Origin of the sequence: Marinoscillum furvescens DSM 4134 (assembly GCF_003386095.1) — a bacterium.
In the GTDB taxonomy this organism is placed as follows: Bacteria; Bacteroidota; Bacteroidia; order Cytophagales; family Cyclobacteriaceae; genus Marinoscillum; species Marinoscillum furvescens.
Genome location: NZ_QREG01000011.1, coordinates 1 through 14154, shown reverse-complemented (window position 1 = coordinate 14154; position 14154 = coordinate 1). Strand labels below are relative to the sequence as shown.

13 protein-coding genes are annotated in these 14154 nt (G+C 46.2%); 6 read left to right on the top strand and 7 right to left on the bottom strand.

The annotated features are described in order from the left end of the window. Positions 1-178 precede the first annotated feature (178 nt). Positions 179-337, top strand: a complete 159-nt coding sequence (locus tag C7460_RS23505; protein WP_221409513.1) for a hypothetical protein — start codon at positions 179-181, stop codon at positions 335-337. 113 nt (positions 338-450) lie between these two features. Here C7460_RS23505 and C7460_RS12265 read toward each other — a convergent pair whose 3' ends face one another. From C7460_RS12265 to C7460_RS12240, 6 genes are all read right to left on the bottom strand, one after another. Next, complete coding sequence (locus tag C7460_RS12265; protein WP_115868403.1) at positions 451-3102, bottom strand: hypothetical protein; 2652 nt, start codon at positions 3100-3102, stop codon at positions 451-453. After that, positions 3099-3788 (bottom strand): hypothetical protein, encoded by a 690-nt coding sequence (locus tag C7460_RS12260; protein WP_115868402.1) that lies wholly within the window; start codon positions 3786-3788, stop codon positions 3099-3101. The genes C7460_RS12265 and C7460_RS12260 overlap by 4 nt, the downstream gene beginning before the upstream one ends. Before the next feature lie 157 nt (positions 3789-3945). Beyond that, positions 3946-4425 (bottom strand): GNAT family N-acetyltransferase, encoded by a 480-nt coding sequence (locus tag C7460_RS12255; protein WP_115868401.1) that lies wholly within the window; start codon positions 4423-4425, stop codon positions 3946-3948. Next, on the bottom strand, positions 4422-5744 hold the full coding sequence (locus tag C7460_RS12250; RefSeq protein WP_115868400.1) for an alpha-amylase family glycosyl hydrolase: 1323 nt from the start codon (positions 5742-5744) through the stop codon (positions 4422-4424). The genes C7460_RS12255 and C7460_RS12250 overlap by 4 nt, the downstream gene beginning before the upstream one ends. Then, positions 5741-7129 (bottom strand): RsmF rRNA methyltransferase first C-terminal domain-containing protein, encoded by a 1389-nt coding sequence (locus tag C7460_RS12245; protein WP_115868399.1) that lies wholly within the window; start codon positions 7127-7129, stop codon positions 5741-5743. Before C7460_RS12245 ends, C7460_RS12250 begins: the two co-directional genes overlap by 4 nt. A 59-nt stretch (positions 7130-7188) precedes the next feature. Further along, positions 7189-7788, bottom strand: a complete 600-nt coding sequence (locus C7460_RS12240; protein ID WP_115868398.1) for a pseudouridine synthase — start codon at positions 7786-7788, stop codon at positions 7189-7191. 20 nt (positions 7789-7808) lie between these two features. On the opposite strand from C7460_RS12240, the gene C7460_RS12235 reads away from it, so the two are divergent. After that, positions 7809-8480 (top strand): uracil-DNA glycosylase family protein, encoded by a 672-nt coding sequence (locus C7460_RS12235; RefSeq protein WP_115868397.1) that lies wholly within the window; start codon positions 7809-7811, stop codon positions 8478-8480. Position 8481: 1 nt separating this feature from the next. Here the strand turns inward: C7460_RS12235 and C7460_RS12230 are convergent, their stop codons facing one another. After that, positions 8482-9540 (bottom strand): hypothetical protein, encoded by a 1059-nt coding sequence (locus C7460_RS12230; RefSeq protein ID WP_115868396.1) that lies wholly within the window; start codon positions 9538-9540, stop codon positions 8482-8484. A 110-nt stretch (positions 9541-9650) separates the two neighbouring features. Here C7460_RS12230 and C7460_RS12225 point away from each other — a divergent pair, with 110 nt between their 5' ends. From C7460_RS12225 to C7460_RS12210, 4 genes are all read left to right on the top strand, one after another. Beyond that, the gene (locus tag C7460_RS12225; RefSeq protein ID WP_115868395.1) at positions 9651-10154 is read left to right on the top strand and encodes an RNA polymerase sigma factor; all 504 of its coding nucleotides are present in this window, start codon (positions 9651-9653) and stop codon (positions 10152-10154) included. Positions 10155-10210: 56 nt separating this feature from the next. Beyond that, positions 10211-11113 carry a FecR family protein gene (locus tag C7460_RS12220; RefSeq protein ID WP_115868394.1) on the top strand — a complete coding sequence of 301 codons (903 nt, stop codon included), beginning with the start codon at positions 10211-10213 and terminating at the stop codon, positions 11111-11113. Further along, positions 11106-13610 (top strand): TonB-dependent receptor, encoded by a 2505-nt coding sequence (locus tag C7460_RS12215; protein WP_115868393.1) that lies wholly within the window; start codon positions 11106-11108, stop codon positions 13608-13610. The genes C7460_RS12220 and C7460_RS12215 overlap by 8 nt, the downstream gene beginning before the upstream one ends. Before the next feature lie 77 nt (positions 13611-13687). Next, complete coding sequence (locus C7460_RS12210; protein WP_115868392.1) at positions 13688-14068, top strand: nuclear transport factor 2 family protein; 381 nt, start codon at positions 13688-13690, stop codon at positions 14066-14068. Positions 14069-14154: the final 86 nt, after the last annotated feature.

Below are 14154 nucleotides of genomic sequence, written 5' to 3'. Positions count from 1 at the left end.
GACGGTGTTACTTTTCAGTTACATTACCATCTTACAGTAGGTATTTTAAACAAAAACAGGTACCATAGAATTATAATATTATGCAAGAAGGACAGTCTCTCCCAACCTGCATTTAATCACAGCTTACTATGTAACACTTAAACCACTTGCCACCATGTATTACACGCCCTTCAGAACAATGAGCCAGCTCCAGTCTGAGCTGAGTCGCTTACAGTCAGAAATGCTCGAAAAGCATCGCGAACGCAAGCATGAAGAAGTTGAGAACATTGCTTACCGGATCGATCGGATCCATACCGAGCTGGTAACGCTCCGCTCTCAGCAGCGTGCAGAGTCCTAGGACATCTTTTACATATAAACATTAGCATTCCAGGCGTACGGCCTGATATAGAAAAGGCACCCTTTTGGGTGCCTTTGTTGTTTCCTAAATACTCAAAAATGAGTTGAAAACATTCACTTCATCAGGTAAAATGAATAGCCGACCTGGGCCTGATGAAAGCTGGTATTCCAAAACCTGTTTTGCCAAAAGAAACGATACCTGAAAAACAGTTTACCTCCACTATCCTCTTGATTTGGAGGATTCCATTGAGCATTAAACTCTGTACGAAAAAAGAATTTATGATTTCTTTCTTCTTGTGAAGTGGCCAATGGGTCCTGCTGTAAAAACAGGGCTTCGTCCCCTACCTGATATATGTCCTGATGCCGGAGGTCGAGGTAGTTTACAGACCAATTAAAGTCAAACTGAAAGTCCTCTACCGTCTGCAGTCTCCAGGTTAACAGGACGGGTCGAATTCTCCAGGTATTTGCTCCAATTTCTAACGCTTGCCCCGTATACCTGATGCTGTCACCTTCGTATCTCCTGGTGCTATCTACAAGCGCCACTCTCCCGTAAAACATACCGGAACTTAAACAGAATGTTGATTTTAATGAAGGCACATCGAGTAGCCCCCATGTTATGTCAAATCCTGTGTTGAAATTTTCATAGCTGCGTAAGTGAAGTGATTCAACATACCTTGCTGGCCGGTATTGCAGATTAATTACGTCATTACGATAGCTGATGGGAAGGTGTTTATTGGTTTCTTCAAGTTTTGAGATGGTCACACTAGGTGTAATTTCTGGAATTATCCCCCAGTTGATTACATCTCCAAAAATCAACCTTGGAAAGCGCTTCGTTACAATGTTTAGCTGTTTGCTAATCGATGTTTGGATCAACCCGTTTTCTTTCGATTCATCAAGTCCAATAAAATCACTGAATACATGTGCCTCAAATAGCTTTTTCCTCATTTTTTTGACCAGACGAATCGATTCATTAGGCTCATCTGTAAACACGATACTTTTGACCTGATCCTTTGGGCTAAAGTCTCTCCTGCCCACGGCGTGATTTTGCAGGTAGTTTTGTATGATGGCTCGTGTTGGTAGGTAGAAGGCGTCCTCTTTCTTTTTAGAAGTTTTCCCTGTGGAGCTATAGCCAATAAGTCTTGGATATTCACCTGAAATCAAATATTGATAATCGCGCTTTCTGGAAAACCCTATGGGGTATTGATTGTCAAATTTAATTTGGTCTTCCTGTTTGGGTCTGAGTGAGTCCGGTAGTTTTTTACTTAAAGCTTCATTTCCATATTGGAGGTTACCGACCACCAACATATTTTCTATGTATCCACTCTTAAATTCTATTTGAATAGAATCTATTTTATAAGGAAGAACATAGAGTTGTTTGTTAAGCTTATTTAGTTTTATTATTCCTTTTGCAATTTTCGCCTTACTATCCAGGATGCTTTTCCATTTAATTTTCACTGTTGAGTCTTTTTTAGCAATTATTACACTATTAGGATATCGCAACTCAGTGTGCTTTATTTTTTCCTGTACATCTTTCTCCTTTTCTCTAAATTTCAAAAGTAGGAGGTTTTTTAACTGGAGGTCTAAACTATCCTGCAATGCACGGAGAGAATTTTCGATGTTGAATTTCTTGATTCTCATTTTTTGATTGAGGATTTCATATGTTCCTTCTCCATAGCTCCCATTTGGGGCAACTTCTCCGGTTTCTTGTTGAATACGCTTTATCAGTGCAGTAGTCATAGTCAGGTAGTTACCAGTAATCGGAATATTATAGTTTAGCCAGACTAGACATTCTTGAAGTTGTTTAATACGATCTTTCGAATTGACAGAATTAGAATCAAGTACTGGATCCGCCTTGGGCAATTGAATTTCAAGTGAATCTTTTAGTTTTTCAATATTAGAATTAATCTCGGCTGTATCTGCTTGCAATTTTGGGATATCACTTGTTTCTAAATTTGAGTTATTAGGGTTTTCAAGGTTTTTAATTGATTCTAGAAATGAAATTTGCTCCAATTTCAAAGAATCTTTCAATCTTTTCAATTCGTTAAACTTTCTTAAGTCTACTTGATATTCTTGATTCTGTATTTTATAATCTATTTCGAGCTTTTGAAGGTTGTTCAGTTCACCTAGTAAATTATGAAGTGTCTGACCGTATTGATGTTCCGAAATAGCCGTCAGTGAATCCTTCGAGTGCTTAATAAATAGTTCTTTAAGTGACCTTTTAGAATGCCATCCAGAAATTGTCGAATCAAATGGCATGGAAGCAAAGTGTTTCCGTCGCTGAAACAATTTCACTTTGGTGGCATCAGACCACAATTGATTGGCTTCATCAATAGCCTTTGATCGTTCATATTTTCCTAAAGCCCTGGACACTTCCACTTGCCGATTCAAAATCAAATCTCCAGCAACTGGTTCTTTGTTGAGCGCTAAAGCCTTGGAGGATGCGATGTAGTTATAAAACAACTGCCTGGCAGTTGTTCTAAGTCGAGCCTCTTCTTCGGCACTCTTATGCTGGCTAGACAGTTTTTGAACTTTACTTATAAATGAAGCTACAAATAAAGATTCGGTGGTCGTTTCCAAAGTAAAACTTTCCGTTTGCTCATTTACTGAGATATCAAATCGGTATTTCAATTCTTCGTCGAGTTTATATCCTGTGATTTTATAAGATGCACTATCCAAAAATTGTAGCGTAGGTAGCTTTTGACCTGATTGCGAAAAGGCGCCGAATCCTAAAAACATAAGAACGGCGATTATCCATAGTTTTTTCATCGTTTCATTAGGTTTAGGTGAATGGTATCATTGCTGGAATTGGCCAATACAAAAGGCTCCTGAGTGAAGTTGGCAGGCAAAGCACCATACCAGTTAGAATGGGTAGTATCGGCTATAGCTAAGCTGAAATAGGCACTGTCAGACATATCGATCGTACCTGAAAGCGCCCCCTGTAGTGTCCCGAATACTCCATTGAGATGAAACCTCCACTGGTTTTTGTAATCCACTATTCCTGAGATGTTGCCTACATGTGAACCAGTATCAGTAAGTAATACGTACTGCCCTTTGTACAAACCTCCCTTCCCATCCACATCAGTGTTTAGTACAAATAGCTTAATATGATCTACCTGAGATCGCTGGGGGTTGTGAAAGTGAACCTGATTTGTGAAAGATGCGCCATGGACGAGGGCATTTTCAGAAAGAACTTGCTGAAAGATTATTTCAGCGTTTTGGCTCTTTATCTGCATGAGCATTTCCAACTGGTCTATTGTAAATCCAGATTGATTGGTAAACGTGGTAACAATTTGTGTGTCTTTTGCTACTCGAAATTTTACGGTAACCTGCCCGAGTTCTGATGCCGTTCTGGTCAACTGATATTCCTTCGGTACAGGTGTCGGGTGTTCATCCGCCCAGAAATCGCAAGCCATTCCCAGGGCTAGAATTAGAAGTATAGTGAGTCTATGCATGGTTAGTTAATTGGTGAAATATGAAATTACCAATTAGACCATTAGCTATCAATCACTAAAAAGGGGTATTTAACAGTAAACGGTAAGAATAATTAGAGAATAAATTGTATCCTTCGAAGCTTTGCTTCTAAAGCTTCTCAACAAAATACTATTTGACCTACACCTCCCGATACATCACCAGCGCATCTACCAGCCCCAGGTCGGCATGGTCAAAGGCTTTGGGAAGCCGGCCAACGATCTCAAAGCCATATTTCTGCCACAGATGAATCGCAGCGGTATTGGTGCTGACCACCAGGTTAAACTGAATCGCTTTAAAGCCTAGTCGCTCAGCCTCTTGCAGCGAATGCGCACATAGTTTCTTGCCAATGCCCTGGCCGTGTGCTTTGGGATGCACCATGTACGAACCATTGGCCACATGACTCCCCCTACCCAACTGATTGGGTTTCAAAATGTAAGTCCCTAGCACCTCGCCTGCTGCTTCATATACATAGGTGTGCATATAGTCTGCAAACCAATGCTTCTCCAGATCGGCTTTAGGAGTTTGAGGATCAAAAACATAGGTATCACCAGACTGAATCACCTGATGGAATATTTCCCATACAGCATCATAGTCTGCCCGTGTAGCTTTTCGGATCACGGCTTTAGCGTATAGATTTCAAAACCATAGGGACCTAGTTGCAGGGTGTCTTGCTGTTCCAGGGAAATAGAAGCCCGGCTATTGAAGCTTTTATACCTTCCTGAAGGAAAGCTGTCGAGTAGTTTAAAATCCACGGACTTGTCCGTAAAATTGAAGACCCCCAGCACGTGATTGTTACCTGACGAATGTAAGTAAGCGATCACCTGATCGTCAGCAGATGTACGCATGAGGGTAACTGATTTTTCGGCGGTAAGCCATAATGCAGGGTGGTCTTTGCGCAGCTTATGGAGGCGGTCATAGAAGCTATTGAAGGGATGGTCTCCCCAGGCGATGGTGTCCTTTTCTGACTCACTCAGGGACACCTTTAGGCCTACCTCCTGTCCGGAATAGACCATGGGCATACCGGGCTTCAGTTGAGTATATGCAGCCCATAATTTGGCCGAAGCCCCCAGTCGTTCAAACACCGTGCCCTGGCGTGCGTTGATCAGCATGCTAGAGGTATAGTTGAGCGAATAAGGTACAGTGCTGGCTGCCTGAAACTGCTGTGCAAGGGTCTTTCGCAGTAGTTTGCCTTCCAGGGCATTTCTGGCCGTTACCAAGACCTGGTTTTCATCTGCCACATGCAAAAAGGAGCGGTTGGCATCAGTGAGCACATCCGCTATGGTCAGTAGCGGCTTCATTTTCGCCACACCGTCACGGTAGGCTGTCCAGAAGTCTGGCGGCAGCTGCCCGGCATGCTGAAAGTAAAAACCGTCTACCTCGAAGGACTGCACCCAATGCTGCATGCGCTGCACCTGAAACTGAATGACTTCAGGTACTGAAAGATCGAACAGTGCGAGTCCTTTGGCCTGAAGGGAGTCTTCACCTAAAAACCACTCCGGGTGCTCCACCACTAGTGGGTGCTCACTGCTGGCACACTGTGCTTCCCAGGTGAGCATCACACGCATACCTTTGCCTTGTGCCGCACGCACTAGCGCACGAAAGTCTTCATCCGTACCGTAAGCCGGGTTTACTCCGTCATGGCTGGTCATCAGGCTTTGTGGGCCATAAAAATTGGCGCGTGGGTTATCTCCTACCGGAAAAACAGGACTCAGCCATAGCATTTCTACTCCCAGGTTTTGGAGGCGAGGCAGGTGCAGCTCTAATGCCTTAAAAGTGCCTTCGGGAGTGAAATCCTGGACGTTTACCTGATACACTACGGCATCCTTTGCCCATTCGGGAAAAGCTCCTACTGGCGTCTGTTGTCTGGAAGTACAAGCTGTAAAAAACAGGGCTGTCAGCAGCCCGAGCATCCCTATTGCTCTATTCGCTCCGATCATTCAAAGTATGTTTGTAAGGTCCATGGCTTTTCAGCCCTAAAATCTTTCTGTATCCGCCAGTTGGCCGGATATAAGTTGTTGAAGCGGTTGCCGAGGTGATTGATCCACCCCAGGGTTTGTCCCGCATACTGCACGGTCTGAAATCCCCTATCGGCTTGCATGTCAAAGGGGGCCTTCATCAGGTAGCTCAGTGCCTGCTCATAGGTGAGCTCCACAGCAGGATAGCTATCAGATTCTAATAAGTCGCTTAGCGCAAACTCATGGGCCGGAACTACCTTGTTTTTTTTCTGCTCTCCTAGCAGTACTCCAGACTTTTCCACGCGAACATGTTTTCGTAGGGCGTCCAGCTCTTGAGGAAATGGCGTAGCTACGAGTAGTTGGTCTTGCGCTATTACTTTCAGGCCATCAACCGACCGGAGGCCTTTGACCTCTATCTCCTTTGCCACGCGTTTTCCGCGCTGCTTGCGTGCTTTGCGCCGCGAAAGTCCTTCTGCTTCCCACCTGTCGGCACCGTTCTTTTTGCGAAGCACAAAAAAGCAATAGCCTTCGCCCTGCACCAGTCCGGGGATCATTTTATGACCTGCTGCCGAGTCAGTAAAAGAACGTGCGCCCCACTCCTGCTGCAAGTTGATGGCGATGAGTTCTGCTTCAAAGTTTTGTAGCAGCCAGTCAAGCATTTGTTCGTTTTCGTCGGTATTGAAGGTGCAGGTAGAGTAGATCAGCACTCCATCGTAAGTCAGGGTATCCCATACATCTGCCAAAATTCGTCGCTGGCGGTCGGCACACAGCTGCACGTGCTCGGGTGACCATTCGGCTATAGCGGCAGGGTCCTTTCGAAACATCCCTTCTCCAGAGCATGGGGCGTCTACCACTACCAGGTCAAAAAATCCTTCCAGCTGCCCAAAGGAAGCTGGGTCATCGCAGGTGACTACTGCATTAGCGCTTCCCCATTTAGCAAGGTTTTCGTGGAGAATGCGTGCTCGTGCCTGTATCACTTCATTGGCTACCAGCCAATCATTTGCGTGTAGCATGGACAGCAGATGAGTGCTTTTGCCGCCAGGCGCTGCACAGAGGTCTAAAACGCGGATGGGATGCTCGGGCCGCGACTGAGCTACGGCTTGCTCCAGCATCATAGAGCTGGCTTCCTGCACATAGTAAGCTCCGGCATGCAGCCACGGATCTTTGGTAAATACAGGCCGCTCAGGCAGGTAAAACCCATTTGGTGCCCACGGCACCTCAGCCAGGTCTGGCGTGGTAGTGAGTTTCTGGCCATTGAGCCGAATACTCACTGGAGGCTCATGGGCCTGGATGGTGGCTAGCACTTTGGGTGCTTCAGTTCCCAGCAGGGTTTTGGTTTGGTTTACAAATGCTTCAGGCAGACTCACTGCTCAGTGTTTTTTTTGATGTTTGGCAATGATAAAAACTATCTGTCAATCGGCCCTACTCATTGTGGTAGATCGATGTGAAGCTTTTTGTAAAGAGCTTTGCGACTGATCTGGGTGAGCTCACCCGGCTGTAGGGGAAAGAGTGACAGGTCTTCGATACCCACACGAACCAGGCGCAAGGTGGGATGCCCTACTTTGGCGGTCATTTTGCGTACCTGTCGGTTTTTACCTTCGATCAGCTTGATTTCTAACCACGTGCGTACGGGGTGTTTTTGATAATTGACTGGAGGGTTGCGCTCGGCCAGATCTGGTGCATCTATGACCTGCACTTCACAAGGGCGTGTGGCGTACGGTCCTTTTACGTTGATGGTCACCCCATCGCGAAGTTGCTGCAAGGCTTGCTGGCTGGGCTCGCCATCCACCTCTACCCAGTACGTGCGCTGATGTTCATTTTTCGGATTCAATAGTGCGCCGTTGAGGTATTTATCGTTGGTCAGAAGCAGCAGGCCTTCACTGTCCAGGTCCAGGCGCCCGACGGGATATACGTCTTTGGGCACATCAAAAACGCTGCCCAAACCGGCATTGCCGTCTTCATCGGTAAACTGACTCAGTACTTTGAAGGGCTTATAAATGATGAAATACTTTTTGCTTCGTGCCATAGTGTTTTATCTTTCGCTTCATGACTGTAGCAGACCATATTCTTCGCTTTTACCAAACGCTCACGCCACCAGACGGCCTGCCCGCAGATGTGGGCGTCATGAATCCCTACAAAGATGAGGAAGCCTGGCGTGTCACCACGGCCTTTTATCAGAAATATTACAGCGACACCAATGAACGGATCATCCTATTTGGCATCAACCCGGGTAGGTTTGGAGGTGGTATTACGGGTGTGCCGTTTACGGACCCCATCAAAATGGAGGAAGACTGCAGCATACCCAATGCGTTTGACAAGCGTGCGGAGCTCAGCAGCCGTTTCGTTTACGAGATGATTGATGCTTATGGAGGGCCCAAAGCTTTTTACAGCAAGTTTTACATCTCTGCCTTATCTCCTTTGGGCTTTGTGAGAGATGGCAAAAACCTCAATTATTACGATATCGAAGGGTGGAAGCCACTGTTTGAGCACTATGCGCTGGACCGTATACGTGAGCAGCTGCCTTTTCCCTGTAGCCGGCAGATCGCTTTTAGCATTGGGCAGGGCCAAAACTTAAAGTTTTTGCAGGAGCTCAATAAGAAGCACGGACTTTTTGATGCCATAGAAACCGTGCCGCACCCACGATGGGTGATGCAGTACCGCACCAAACGCAAGGAGGAGTTTATACAGCAGTACGTGGAGCGACTTGGGCAGGCATAGTTTACCTGGTCGTTAGTCGCAGGGTTTTGTCTCCAGATTCAGAGTTGGCGATTAGGCTATCGGCAGTGTAGCTCACTACGTGCCACTCATCATTGATCAGCTCCTGATTTTCAAACTCCGTATCCAGATCGATGGCCAGAATAAGCTCCTGCTCTATTTCCAGCTCCCATTCCCCTACTAAGTTTTCCTCCTGGTAAGTAGCATCGATGGTAAAATCCTGATTAAAGGTGAATTCAAGGCTTTCAAAATATTGAGTTTGGAGCTCTCCCTCTACGCTCAGTTCAGCTACGTCCCATACGGCACCCGTCAGGTACTGAAACAACTCATGGTCCTCTACCCGCTCCTCATCTTCAAAGTCAAGTTCGGGCACCACATCCCCTTCATCACAGCTAGAGGCATAGTGCTCCAGGTCGGCCTGAAGCTCGCTGTGAGCTTGTACAGTCAGTTGTTCACCTGAACGCGTTATGAGCCCAATAGGCCAATCAAAACTTATGACGTTGCTCTCCATGGAAGTAAAAAAAGCGTACGCCTGCTCATCATTGGTGAGCACTACCGAATTACTCACTTCCGTGATAGTATCAAAAGCCAACAGCTGCACGGGATAGTCAAAATCTATACACTCTATATCTGGGTCACCACCACCCTCCACACAGTTTTCCTGCAGATCTTCCAGTTGGTCATCATCTGTAAGTGTTATCATGCTGTAGTCTGCCAGCTGCAGGGTAACTGGAAACTCCAACTCAAACTCGATGCTGTCTAGCAACAGTTGAGCTAAATCCTCTGGACCAGTTAAAGTCTCCAGCTGATCACTTCGCTCTACGGTAATAGGATAAACCACAGCAGCACAACTCATCCCGTCGAGCGCATTGTCTGCAGAGCCATCGAGCATCACCATGCGTGTAGCAAGATCTACTGCGGAGTGATTGGCATCCAGTGCGTCCCGCTGATCAGCAGGCAGCGTGTCTACATAGGCCTCCTGACAGCCTGCGGCCAGGACCAGCAATATCGCTATGATGGTACCGAATTTGATGATGATCGATAATTTGATTCCTATTCTCACAAATTAAAAACAGAATAAGTTGGATTTCTCCTACCAGCCATGCTATTTATTTTATGCTGTTGGTTTCTATGCCCATTTTGACTTAATCTTACGTTCCAATCTGACAAGCTATGGAGAAAGATGTATGTAGCGAAAAAGTATTTAGCGAGCTTTTCAAAAACTACTCGGAAGAGCTCTACAAATTTTTGTATTATAAATACGGTGCTCAGTATAACCCACGAGACCTGGTACAGGATGCTTTCAGCAAGCTGTGGGACAACTGCAAAAAAGTACTTCCTGAGAAAGCCAGAGGATTTTTGTTTACGGTAGCCAACAATCTTACGTTAAATGTAATTTCACGTCAAAAAACAGCCTGGAGCTATGAGCAACTTCCACATTCGGGAAATACCAACGAGTCGCCTGAGTATGTGATGGAAGAGGCAGAATACATGGATCAGCTGCAAGAAGCACTTGACAGCCTTACAGAAGAGCAACGCGTGACCTTTATGCTCAATCGTGTGGAAGGCAAAAAGCATCAGGAGATCGCCGATATGTTGGGCATTTCGCGCAAAGCTGTAGAAAAACGGATCTATAAAGCGCTGGCCATCCTGCGTGAAAAAGTGGAAGGGCTGTGAGATTTATGCTACGGCCGGTAGGAAAACCGATAATTGACCTGTTGTATTAATAAGGCATGAAAGAATCAAACAACATATTGATAGAAAAGTGGCTCCAGGGCACGCTCACTGATGAGGAGCGTTCGCAGCTCCAGGCTTCCGGCGAACTCCAAAAGCTTGAACGCCTGGATCGTGCCATACAGGCTTTCAAAGCGCCTGCCTATGACGTGGAGCAAGAGCTGGAGCGTGCGTTGGCTGAAGATTCTACACCTGTGGTTTCCATGTATCGCCATGTTTGGAAGGCAGCCGCAGTTTTTGTGCTGATCACAGCGGCTGTAGTGCTGTATTTCTTCCAGGCCCCACAGGCTACCACGGTGATGGCTGAAGCCCAAAACACAGAACTGCATTACCTCCCTGACTCGAGTAAGGTATGGCTCAATGCTGGCGCCAGGTTGACATACAACAAGGAGCAATGGAATGAAAACCGTGAAGTAGCGCTTACAGGCGAAGCTTTTTTTGAAGTGCGCAAGGGTGAGAGATTTACAGTGACAAGCGAGCCTGGCACAGTAGAAGTGCTGGGCACGCAATTTAACGTGCGGTCATATAATGAGTACTATGAAGTGGCCTGCTATGAAGGAAGCGTACGGGTTGCCAACATTGAAAATAAAATAATACTGAAACCTAATCAGCTGGCTCGCAGCCTTGACCTGGCGCCTTTGGAGCTAAGGAATATTTCTGCGATGAATCGCCCGGCCTGGATAGCGGAAGGACTTTCGCAGTTTGAGCGGGTGCCATTTAAAGTAGTAGTAAAGGCGCTTGAAACCCAATATGGAATTACAATATCACCTGTTGATAGTAATGAAATGTTTACTGGATCTTTTCCGAATAATAACCTCAATGTTGCCTTGGATGCAGTCATGATTCCTGTAGGATATGCTTACGAAATTGCTGGTGATGAGGTAATATTGAAGCGTGAATAGATGGATTTCTCTAATCGTTTTAACGCTTTCCCTCTTATTTCCTGGCTATCAACCACTTATTGCTCAGGAAAAAGACATTTCTCTTGAGGCATATTTTGAGCTATTAGAGGCCCAGTACGATGTGCATTTCAATTATGTGGGGAGTCAGGTTGGACACCTGAAACTTGCTCCACCGCCCGATAGTCTGACTTTAATGGAGGCAATCACCTTCGTTGGCGCCAATTTCAACCTGAAAGTGGAAGGCATCGAGAATGATTATTTTCTAATACATCCGAACATTACGCGAGCTTGTGGGAAGGTAGTGAACCCCCAGGGCTCTCCCATAGAAGGAGTGTCCGTACGTACAGAAGGCACCTTTAGCCGAACTGATTCCTCGGGATATTTTGAGTTAGATCTAAGCTCGGCGGATTCCTTGATTACCTTCCAGCATGTAGCCTACAAGCCCAGGCAGGTGCGTATAACTCGCCAGCCATCCCCCTGTTTGCCCATAGTCTTGCATGAGTCGATTACAGAACTCGAGGCAGTCACTGTGCAGCACTATGTAGCTCCAGGTATTAGCAAAAACTCAAATGGAGCTATTGCACTGAACCTTTCGGAAATTGGCGTACTTGCCGGCATGACGGAAGCAGATGTATTGCACTCCCTGCAAGTGCTGCCCGGCATACAGAGTTTTAATGAAACCGTCTCTCATCTCAATATTCGCGGTGCCAGCAACGACCAGCACAACCTGAGCTGGGAAGGTATTCGGTTGTATCAGCCAGGGCATTTTTTTGGGTTGATTACTGCAGTAAACCCTCGCATTACAAATCGGGTGAGAGTAATAAAAAACGGAACTCCTGCACGCTATGGTGGAGGCACCTCTGGTCATATTCTCATGCAGGCAGCCGATCAGCAAAACACGAGCCTGGTGGCAGAAGCCGGTGCTAACATGCTGTACGGAGACGTGCTGTTGAAAGCTCCGCTAGCCAATGACTCAGGGCTGCAGTTGGCAGCCAGAATTGGTCCCGGAAATTTGATCGCTACCCCAACTTATCAGCGTTACTACAACCGGGCATTTAATGACACGGAAGTGCGGGCACAAGTCAGAAATCCGGACATCATTCAAACCAAAGAGCAATTTACATTTCAGGATTTCACAGCTCAACTATTTCGGAAGATAAACAATCATAACCACCTATCCTTTAATAGTTTATATATCCAAAACGAATTAAGCTACCAGCAGCGACAATCATCGAATGCTCAAGATGAAAACCGGGAGAGCTCCTTAGCTCAGGGTAGTTTGCTACTAGGCCTTTCGCATACCTACAGCCGAAAAAAGTGGTCGCTATTGTCATCGTTTCATTACTCCGAATACCTGCTCTCGGCCACCAATAATGACGTGACGAATAGCCAGCGGCTAGACCAGGAAAATGAAGTGCTGGATGTGGGGCTGCGTGAAGAGTGGACCTACTCCCCTAATCAAAACTGGCGATGGGTTATCGGAGGAAGCTTTCAGGAGCTTGGGGTTCGCAATTACCGCACCATCAACCGACCAGAGTTTCGCTCGGATATCAAGGAAGTCATGCGTGTATTGGCTCCTTATGGCAGTGTAGATTGGACCAGCCCCACTCTGCGCACACGAGTATATGGAGGGCTACGGTCATCGATTTTTCTTCCATTGAACAAGGTGGTAGTCGAACCTCGTTTATCAATCACACATGCACTTAGTAGTAAAATGTATGTGGAAGCCAAAGCGGAGCGGAAGAGCCAGCACCTCACACAGATCATTGATTTTCAGGATGACTTTCTGGGAGTGGAAAAGCGTAAATGGGTGCTTGCCAATGAAGAGAACATTCCGCTTTTGGTTAGCCACCAGGTATCTGTAGGGCCTTCTGTAGAAACCAAAAACTGGCTGCTTAGCGTAGAGGGTTTTTACAGACATATCAACGGTGTAGCTTCGGCTAGTCAGGGATTTCAAAACCAATATGAACGTTCGCGTGTAGATGGTGAAACCTCCAGCTACGGCATGGAAGCCCTGATCAACCCGCAGTTTGAAACCTTTTCCGGCTGGCTAAACTACACCTGGACCTATAACCACTATTTCTTTGGAGATCTGGTTCCACCGGAGTTTAGAAGCAATTTCGATATTCGCCATTTGATCTCGTCGGGAATCCGCATAGAAATCGACCAGTTCACCTTGTCTACAGCAGCCAATTGGCATACTGGCCGGCCATACACTCCGCTGGACGATGCTGCCAGTCAGGAAGCTAATGCCCTGGTGTTTGCGGTGCCCAATAGCGCAAACCTGCCCCACTATTTTCGTTGGGATCTCTCCGCAGGATATCAGCGGCAGTGGTCTGAACATCTGGTAGGAACCGTCGGGATTTCGCTTTGGAACCTCACCAACCGAACCAATGTGGTAAACTCCTACTATATCTATGAAGACAGTCCTGAACGCATAGACAACCAGGCGCTTGGCTTTACGCCTAATTTGCAGCTCCGTATTGCTTTTCAGTAAATGCAAAATGGAGTGACATAGGGTTGTCACTCGCCCTTCTTTCTTTGAGTCATTATTTCACTAAACATCAAATCGAAATGACAACTCAAGAGATTGCAGAAAAGCTAGTTAACCTATGTAGAGCAGGAAAATACGAGCAGGTATACCTGGAACTCTACGCTCCTGAAATAGTGAGCAAAGAACCTGAAGAAGGTGGCTGGAAGACCACACATGGTATGGATGAGCTCCAGGCCAAAGGAGATCAATGGCGTGACATGGTGGAAGAAGTATTGGAAAGTGAGATTTCAGATCCACTTGCTGCGGATGATTATTTTACCTGCCGCATGCGCATGAAAGTAAAACTCAAGGGCTTTGATGAACCTTCTGAATGGGATGAGCTATGCCTCTATCAGGTAAAAGATGGCAAGGTCGTGCTTGAGCAGTTTTTCTATACGCCCACCACTGAAATGATCGAGTAGAGCAAAGTAAAGGAGACTTTTAGACCTTCGGAAACCCGGAAAGGATTTCTTCTTTACTTCAGCCCTCTCACACCACCGTACGTACG

Excerpts from the sequence above, each read along its gene's own strand:
- C7460_RS23505 (WP_221409513.1), top strand. The coding sequence starts at position 179 with ATGAGCCAGCTCCAGTCTGAGCTGAGTCGCTTACAGTCAGAAATGCTC.
- C7460_RS12265 (WP_115868403.1), bottom strand. The coding sequence starts at position 3,102 with ATGAAAAAACTATGGATAATCGCCGTTCTTATGTTTTTAGGATTCGGC.
- C7460_RS12260 (WP_115868402.1), bottom strand. The coding sequence starts at position 3,788 with ATGCATAGACTCACTATACTTCTAATTCTAGCCCTGGGAATGGCTTGC.
- C7460_RS12250 (WP_115868400.1), bottom strand. The coding sequence starts at position 5,744 with ATGATCGGAGCGAATAGAGCAATAGGGATGCTCGGGCTGCTGACAGCC.
- C7460_RS12240 (WP_115868398.1), bottom strand. The coding sequence starts at position 7,788 with ATGGCACGAAGCAAAAAGTATTTCATCATTTATAAGCCCTTCAAAGTA.
- C7460_RS12235 (WP_115868397.1), top strand. The coding sequence starts at position 7,809 with ATGACTGTAGCAGACCATATTCTTCGCTTTTACCAAACGCTCACGCCA.
- C7460_RS12225 (WP_115868395.1), top strand. The coding sequence starts at position 9,651 with ATGGAGAAAGATGTATGTAGCGAAAAAGTATTTAGCGAGCTTTTCAAA.
- C7460_RS12220 (WP_115868394.1), top strand. The coding sequence starts at position 10,211 with ATGAAAGAATCAAACAACATATTGATAGAAAAGTGGCTCCAGGGCACG.
- C7460_RS12210 (WP_115868392.1), top strand. The coding sequence starts at position 13,688 with ATGACAACTCAAGAGATTGCAGAAAAGCTAGTTAACCTATGTAGAGCA.